Annotated in this window: 5 protein-coding genes; 3 read left to right on the plus strand and 2 right to left on the minus strand. The window is 38.7% G+C overall.

What is annotated here, in order from left to right:
* The first annotated feature begins 767 nt into the window (after positions 1–767).
* The 3 genes from MXE38_RS11745 to MXE38_RS11755 all read left to right on the plus strand — a co-directional run bounded on the left by MXE38_RS11745 (position 768) and on the right by MXE38_RS11755 (position 5,227).
* The gene (locus MXE38_RS11745; protein WP_246915271.1) at positions 768–1,892 is read left to right on the plus strand and encodes a porin; all 1,125 of its coding nucleotides are present in this window, start codon (positions 768–770) and stop codon (positions 1,890–1,892) included.
* A gap of 750 nt (positions 1,893–2,642) precedes the next feature.
* Positions 2,643–3,404 carry a conjugative transfer signal peptidase TraF gene (traF, locus tag MXE38_RS11750; RefSeq protein ID WP_246915273.1) on the plus strand — a complete coding sequence of 254 codons (762 nt, stop codon included), beginning with the start codon at positions 2,643–2,645 and terminating at the stop codon, positions 3,402–3,404.
* A gap of 395 nt (positions 3,405–3,799) precedes the next feature.
* Positions 3,800–5,227, plus strand: a complete 1,428-nt coding sequence (locus MXE38_RS11755) for a hypothetical protein (RefSeq protein ID WP_246915276.1) — start codon at positions 3,800–3,802, stop codon at positions 5,225–5,227.
* 5 nt (positions 5,228–5,232) lie between these two features.
* Here the strand turns inward: MXE38_RS11755 and MXE38_RS11760 are convergent, their stop codons facing one another.
* Both MXE38_RS11760 and MXE38_RS11765 read right to left on the minus strand, forming a co-directional pair.
* Entirely contained in the window at positions 5,233–5,394 is a 162-nt protein-coding gene (locus tag MXE38_RS11760) for a hypothetical protein (RefSeq protein WP_246915279.1), read from the minus strand.
* 254 nt (positions 5,395–5,648) lie between these two features.
* Positions 5,649–5,816 (minus strand): hypothetical protein, encoded by a 168-nt coding sequence (locus tag MXE38_RS11765; RefSeq protein WP_246915282.1) that lies wholly within the window; start codon positions 5,814–5,816, stop codon positions 5,649–5,651.
* Positions 5,817–6,174: the final 358 nt, after the last annotated feature.

The raw sequence follows: 6,174 nt of genomic DNA on the forward strand, positions 1-6,174 counted from the left end.
ATCTATATTAGGGCGGGGTTGTAGTTTTGGCACAAAAAAACTACCTCAAGGGTAGCATTTCTAAGAAATCTGATAAATAAGCGGTTTTTGCTTAGAAATAAAAATTTAACAATGCCGGGCTATGATTTTGAGTTTAATCCTGACTTAGTTTTGGAGCAGGCAGCAAACACAAATTTAATAGCTTTTTAATATGAAATTTACAGCCAGCCAGTGCAAAGAAATGCAAGTGCTGGCTTTTTTCTAATTACAAAATACAAGCAAACAAAATCTTATTGATCAAATTCAAAAAATTGCCAGCCTTAAGGCAACAATATATACTCACCTAGCTAACAACAAATATAGTTATTGTGTTTCAATCGTTTTCTTTTGTTGCCAATTATCAAATACATGCTTTAGATCACAAAAATGCGGTAAATAAAATTTAAGAAGTTTGGAACTTTTTTAAATGGCTTATACATGCTGTTTGTTAAGGTTAGCTTAAGATAACATTAGCCTAAATTACATAATTCACAATCAGTTGTATTACAAGCTAAAAGATAATTTTTTCTGCAAAGATGATAACTAGTTTTATTGACCAGATAAGCACAAAAACCCTTTATATATCTAACAATCACTGTGCTAATTATGAAAAATGTCTGCACTAAAAAAGTATATCTAGTTCCCTAAAATGCTTTAAATAGCAAAAAAACTTTTAGAAGTGGTATATTTACACCAGCACAAACGAGTGCAATTTCTTATTTAAAAGATTTTTTGGGATAGAAAAAATTATGAAGAAGTCATTCTTAGCTTTAGCTGTTGCTGCTTTAGCTGCTACTTCAATCGCTTCAACCGCTTCTGCAACCACCGTTTATGACAAGGACGGTACCTCTTTATCAGTATTTGGCCGTGTTCAGACCGTTTTCTACTCTGACAAGACTAAGAATGTTTCTGGCGAAGAGTCCACCATTAAGGCTTCTGCTCGTCTTGGCGTAGATTTACGTACTCAAATCAACTCTGGCATTGCTGCTTTTGCTCGTGCTGAGTGGGATGGTGCTGATTCTGATGGTAAGGACACCTTTGAGGCTCGTTACTTATGGGTTGGCTTAGATTTCGGTCAGGCTGGTTCCTTAAAGGTTGGTAGATTCGAGCCTGCTATCAAGTATGCTATTTCTCAGACTGATATCTTTGACGACTGGGGTTGCGCCGCACTTTTGGGCAACGATGACAAGCGTGAAGGCGTAGTTCAGTACCAGTGGTCTGGTTACGGCTTTGATGCTATCGCTTCCTACATTTTCGCTAAGGACGGCGAGCACATCGATGGTGCTTATCAGACTGGCGAGACAGTTAATATGAAGAACACTGTTTCTTTAGCTGTTGGCTACACCTCTCCTGATGTAGTATTCGGCCCAATCGCTGTTCGCGCTGGCTATGAGCATGGCAATGTTAATGACGCTGTTCCAAGTGTATTCAATACTAACTTATCTTATGATGACTATGACGCACTTGCAGTAGGCGTATCATGGGGTTCCTTAGATTTAGGTCCTTATGTTGGTGCTGTTTACCAGCAACGTGAGTTCTCTACCACCACCACTGCTGCTAACACTGCTACCCCAGACTACAAGACCTCTGGTTATGAGTTTGCTGTAGGTTATTCTTTTGCTAATGGCGTAACTGCACGTACTGGCTATATGTCTAAGACCGTTGAAGTTGACGGTGGTGATGATGCTGATGCTGCTGTAGTTCCAGTATATGCAAACTGGCAGATCAACCCACAATTCAACGTATGGGCTGAGGCTCGCTTCGACGCTGGCACCGATGACAGCCTTACTGGTCCAAACTTCGCTGCTGCAACCAAGGGTGCTGAGAGCTACAACGAGAATGTATACTCCGCTGGTATGCGTTACGTATTCTAATAACAAGCTAGTTTAAGACTAGTATTGTTAAAAAATAGCGCTAAGCGCTAGACAAAATTTAGGGCTAGGTCTGAAGAATCTTTAGGCCTAGCTGATACAGGGTTGGATATACAGGGCAAAACTACCTAGCATTGCTCAGAATGCTTGCCTTTAGCACGAAAGTGCTTAATTTCTCTATCCCAACAAAGCGAGGTCTTTGACCAAGAGCAAGGGATGGAATTGAGCATCATAGGTATGTTTTAAGCCATCCTTGGCGCAATTGCGCTGCTAAAGTTTACCCTGTATTTTCATTAGGTATCACTAAATTTTGTAAAAAATAAAACAGGCCAAATGGTCTGTTTTATTTTATCTACTCGGTTAGCTATGGCTAACCATTTTTTTATTTAAAGCTCTAATTTTTGCATAAGTTTTGCATGCTATTCTGGCTAATATGAATATTAGAGACCTAGATTTAGCTAGCAAAACAAACTTTATGGAAAAATTTGGTATAACCAATACCTATCCCAATCTATATAGTTAGACCAAATTTTGCCTTTTAAAGTAAAAAGCTCGTAAGTTGACGTAACTTACCTAGGCTAAGACAGCAACTCTTACCCATATAGAGCCCTTGTTCTGAGGCAATCTAGGTCTATATCCTGCCTAAACTTGTTCCTGTCATATATAGTTCATTCTTCCTTTATTCTTATCTATCGTTTTGTATTAAAAATGACTGATCACTAATAAAATCAGTTAAGCTAATCATATTCTTGAATGATGATGCAACAAAACGAGGTTTCTATGAAAAAAGCCAATAAAACTAATAACCAAGTTAAAAAAGGCCTTTTTAGTCGTTTAGGCAAAATTTTTGTTATTGGTGCTGTTCTTTCCTTTTCATTGAGTCTTGGCTTGAACGTATTAAGTAATCAACTAGGCATTTATATTAATGTTTCTTCTTCCTTGCCTTATGGTTTTTACAAGGCAGAGTATCGCAAAGGAGTACACCCTGGTCTATTTTCTATAGAAGGCATTAACGACTTTGACTACAAAATGCTCATAGATCCTGTAAATACTTCTCTTGATGCTGTTAGTAAAGGTGATGAGCACGGTATAGCTCTTGCCAAAGACTTTATAAGAAATACCTTAAAAGTGGAAAGGGGTGACGTAGTTTTATTTTGCCTAAATAGTCAGCTTGCACGATTTGCTTATGATAGAGGTTATATCGCCAGCGGAAAATGTCCTGGTGGATTTGCACCTTTAGGCAAACATGTTGTAGCAGTAAATGGTGATGAAATAGAGGTTAAAGAGCGAGGCGTTTTTATAAATGGTCAATTTATAGCATTTTCCAAAATTGCTGAATTTGACGGTCAGAATAGAGTTATGCCTATGTATGCAGAGCCTGGCAGTAAATTTACATTAGAAGCTGGCGAATTGTATTTTTTAAACCCTAAGGCAGATAGCTTTGATAGTCGCTACTTTGGCCCAATTAAAAGCTTTTATGTTATTGCCAAGCTAAAGCCTCTATGGACATTCTAAATATCAATCTAATTTAATTTCTGGTTAATTGTCTCAAATGCTTATTGGATCTAAAAACGATTCTAGGCAAACAGTGATTACTATAAATAACAAATAAGCTTCCAGTAAAAGAAATATAAAATATGTGATGTAGGTATCAAAATACATTGATATTAATATACTAATAAACCTATAGAGCTTATAATAAGAACTAATTTCTTTAGGATAATGTTTGTTTATCACATTGCTTAATGACTTCTGGTTAATCCTTGTCCATGATTTTTTATTGATATTGCGTTTAGGTGAATTATTGCAATATCTGGCATTATCCTTGGGAAGAGTAAGTTCGCTAACTCCTCTCGCTATCCTGAGCTGCAAAACGAACATCTACACTACTAGTGTTTATAGAGTTTTATATGCAATCAGCTTCTAAGTATTACATTGTTGAACTCCATCTTGTTGTTAATGATCAGCAGAACCGCTTTTTGGACAAAGCTTTTGACTTCGGGCGCATGATATACAATGCCACGCTTGGAACTGCTTTAGGGCAGTTGCAGCAAATGCGTGAAAGTAAGGAATGGGCAAAAATTAAGGCTATGCCCAAAGGTGATGATCGCAATAAAGCTATGGCTGCGATCTACAACGATTATCATTTGTCTGATTATCATCTTAGGACAATAGCGAATAATCATCGCAAAGCTAGTGGCCGCAATGATATTGGCTCTCATGAGGCTCAGCACATTGCTAAAAATGTTTGGAAGGCTTTAGAACGTTATATTTTTAAAGGTGGAGGTAGGCCTAAGTTTAAGTCTGCGCTTCGAGGGATTAACTCTATTGAGGGTGGTGATATCCATGATATTAAGTTTAAACCTGAACTTAATTCCATTTCATGGCGCAAGCAGCTGATTAAGGTATTAATTCCTGATACTGCTTATATGAGAGAAGCTCTCGCCTCTGATAAGAAAGTTAAGTTTTGCCGCATTGTTAAAAGAAAGTATAAAGGCAAGCTTGTGTGGAATGTTCAGGTGTGTGTTGCTGGTGATCCTCCTGTTAGAAAGATCTATGCTGATTGCTCTAAAGTAATGGGTATTGATCCTGGGCCAAGTGAAATTGCTTATTTTAGTGAGCAACGAGCTGACAAATGTCCTGTCGCACCTAATGTTGACATGAAGTATAAAGAAATTCGTGTTCTATATCGTGCAATTGAGCGTTCTAGAAGGGCAACTAATCCTAATAATTACAACCCTGATGGCACATGTAAGGGGGGTAAATTAACTTGGGTAATTAGTAATCGTTGTAAGAAATTGCTTGCTAAGCTAGCTGAGTATTTCAGATGTTTAGCTGAAACAAGAAAGCGCGATCACGGGCAATTAATCAACGAGCTTCTGCAAATTGCTGGAACAATTAAAGTTGAGGACAATAACTATCGTGCTTTTCAACGCTGTTTTGGTAGATCTTCTACTAGGTCTGGTATGGGATCATTTTTTGATCATCTTAATGCTAGAGCCGAACATGTTGGTTGTCAGGTCAAAGAGCTTGATGCATTTAAGCTAAAGATGTCTCAGTATGATCCTGCCACCAATAAGTACACTAAAAAGCCATTAGGTCTTAGATGGCACCGTTGGGGAGAAAGTGATGTGCTTGTTCAGCGTGATCTTATGAGTGCTTTCTTGGCTTGTTATGCCACCGATAATGGCCATGATCGTGAACTTCTTTTAAAGAAGTGGCCTAAAGCTTATGCCTTGCTTAATGCTAAAGGTTTTTGTCGTATTAAACCTTTGGATAAAGCTAAAGACTCTAAACCGACTTTAGCTTCTGCTAGCGCTAATAAGGATTATAAGTAATAGCGTTAGCTGTCTACTTTTCGGCTCAATCGTGCCTTTCTTGAGTAGAAAGGCCAGCTATGGGAGCGTTGCTGAGCAGTAGCGATTGAGTTTGTTTTAACTTCGTAATGACCGAAGAAGAATCGTAAGGTTCTTTGAGGCTCACGAATCTGAGTGGCTAAAACCATTCAGAACGGATAAGGAGTCTACTGCAAATTCTTTGTGCACAAATTGTCGTTTGGTCGGTCAGGGAGGCGTAAGCCGATTGAACCTGCTTGGCCAAAAAAGGTTTGTGTTGGTCAAAGAAATCTTAATGGCATAGTCATTAGGTGCTTCAAGACTGGGGGTGTTCCGGCTTTTTAGTAGTTTTAAAAGTCCAAGCACATTAACCACATTAGCAGTATACATGGAGGTTAAATCTCCTGTGATACCGTATTTTTGCTTAGCTTGATGCTAAAAGGTTTCGGCTCAATCGTGCTTTTCTTGAGTAGAAAGGCCAGCTATGGGAGCGTTGCTGAGCAGTAGCGATTGAGTTTGTTTTAACTTCGTAATGACCGAAGAAGAATCGTAAGGTTCTTTGAGGCTCACGAATCTGAGTGGCTTCGACCATTCAGAACGGATAAGGAGTCTACTGCAAATTCTTTGTACACAAATTGACGTTTGGTCGGTCAGGGAGGCGCAAGCCGATTGTACCTGCTCGGCTAAAAAAGGTTTGTGTTGGTCAAAGAAAGCTTAATGGCTTAGTCATTAGGTGCTTCAAGACTATGGCTGTGCGGGCTTGTTACGTATTTAAAAGCCCAAGCACATTAACCACGTTAACAGTATACATGGAAGTTTATCCTCCTGTGATACCGTAATTTTTCTTAGCTTGATGCTTTAAAGGCATTAACTAAAAGGTTTCGGCTCAATCGAGCTTTTCTTGAGTAGAAAGGCCAGCTATGGGAGCGTTGCTGAGCAGTAGCGATTGA

The sequence above is a fragment of the Anaerobiospirillum sp. NML120448 genome (genome assembly GCF_023050945.1).
Classification (GTDB): domain Bacteria; phylum Pseudomonadota; class Gammaproteobacteria; order Enterobacterales; family Succinivibrionaceae; genus Anaerobiospirillum.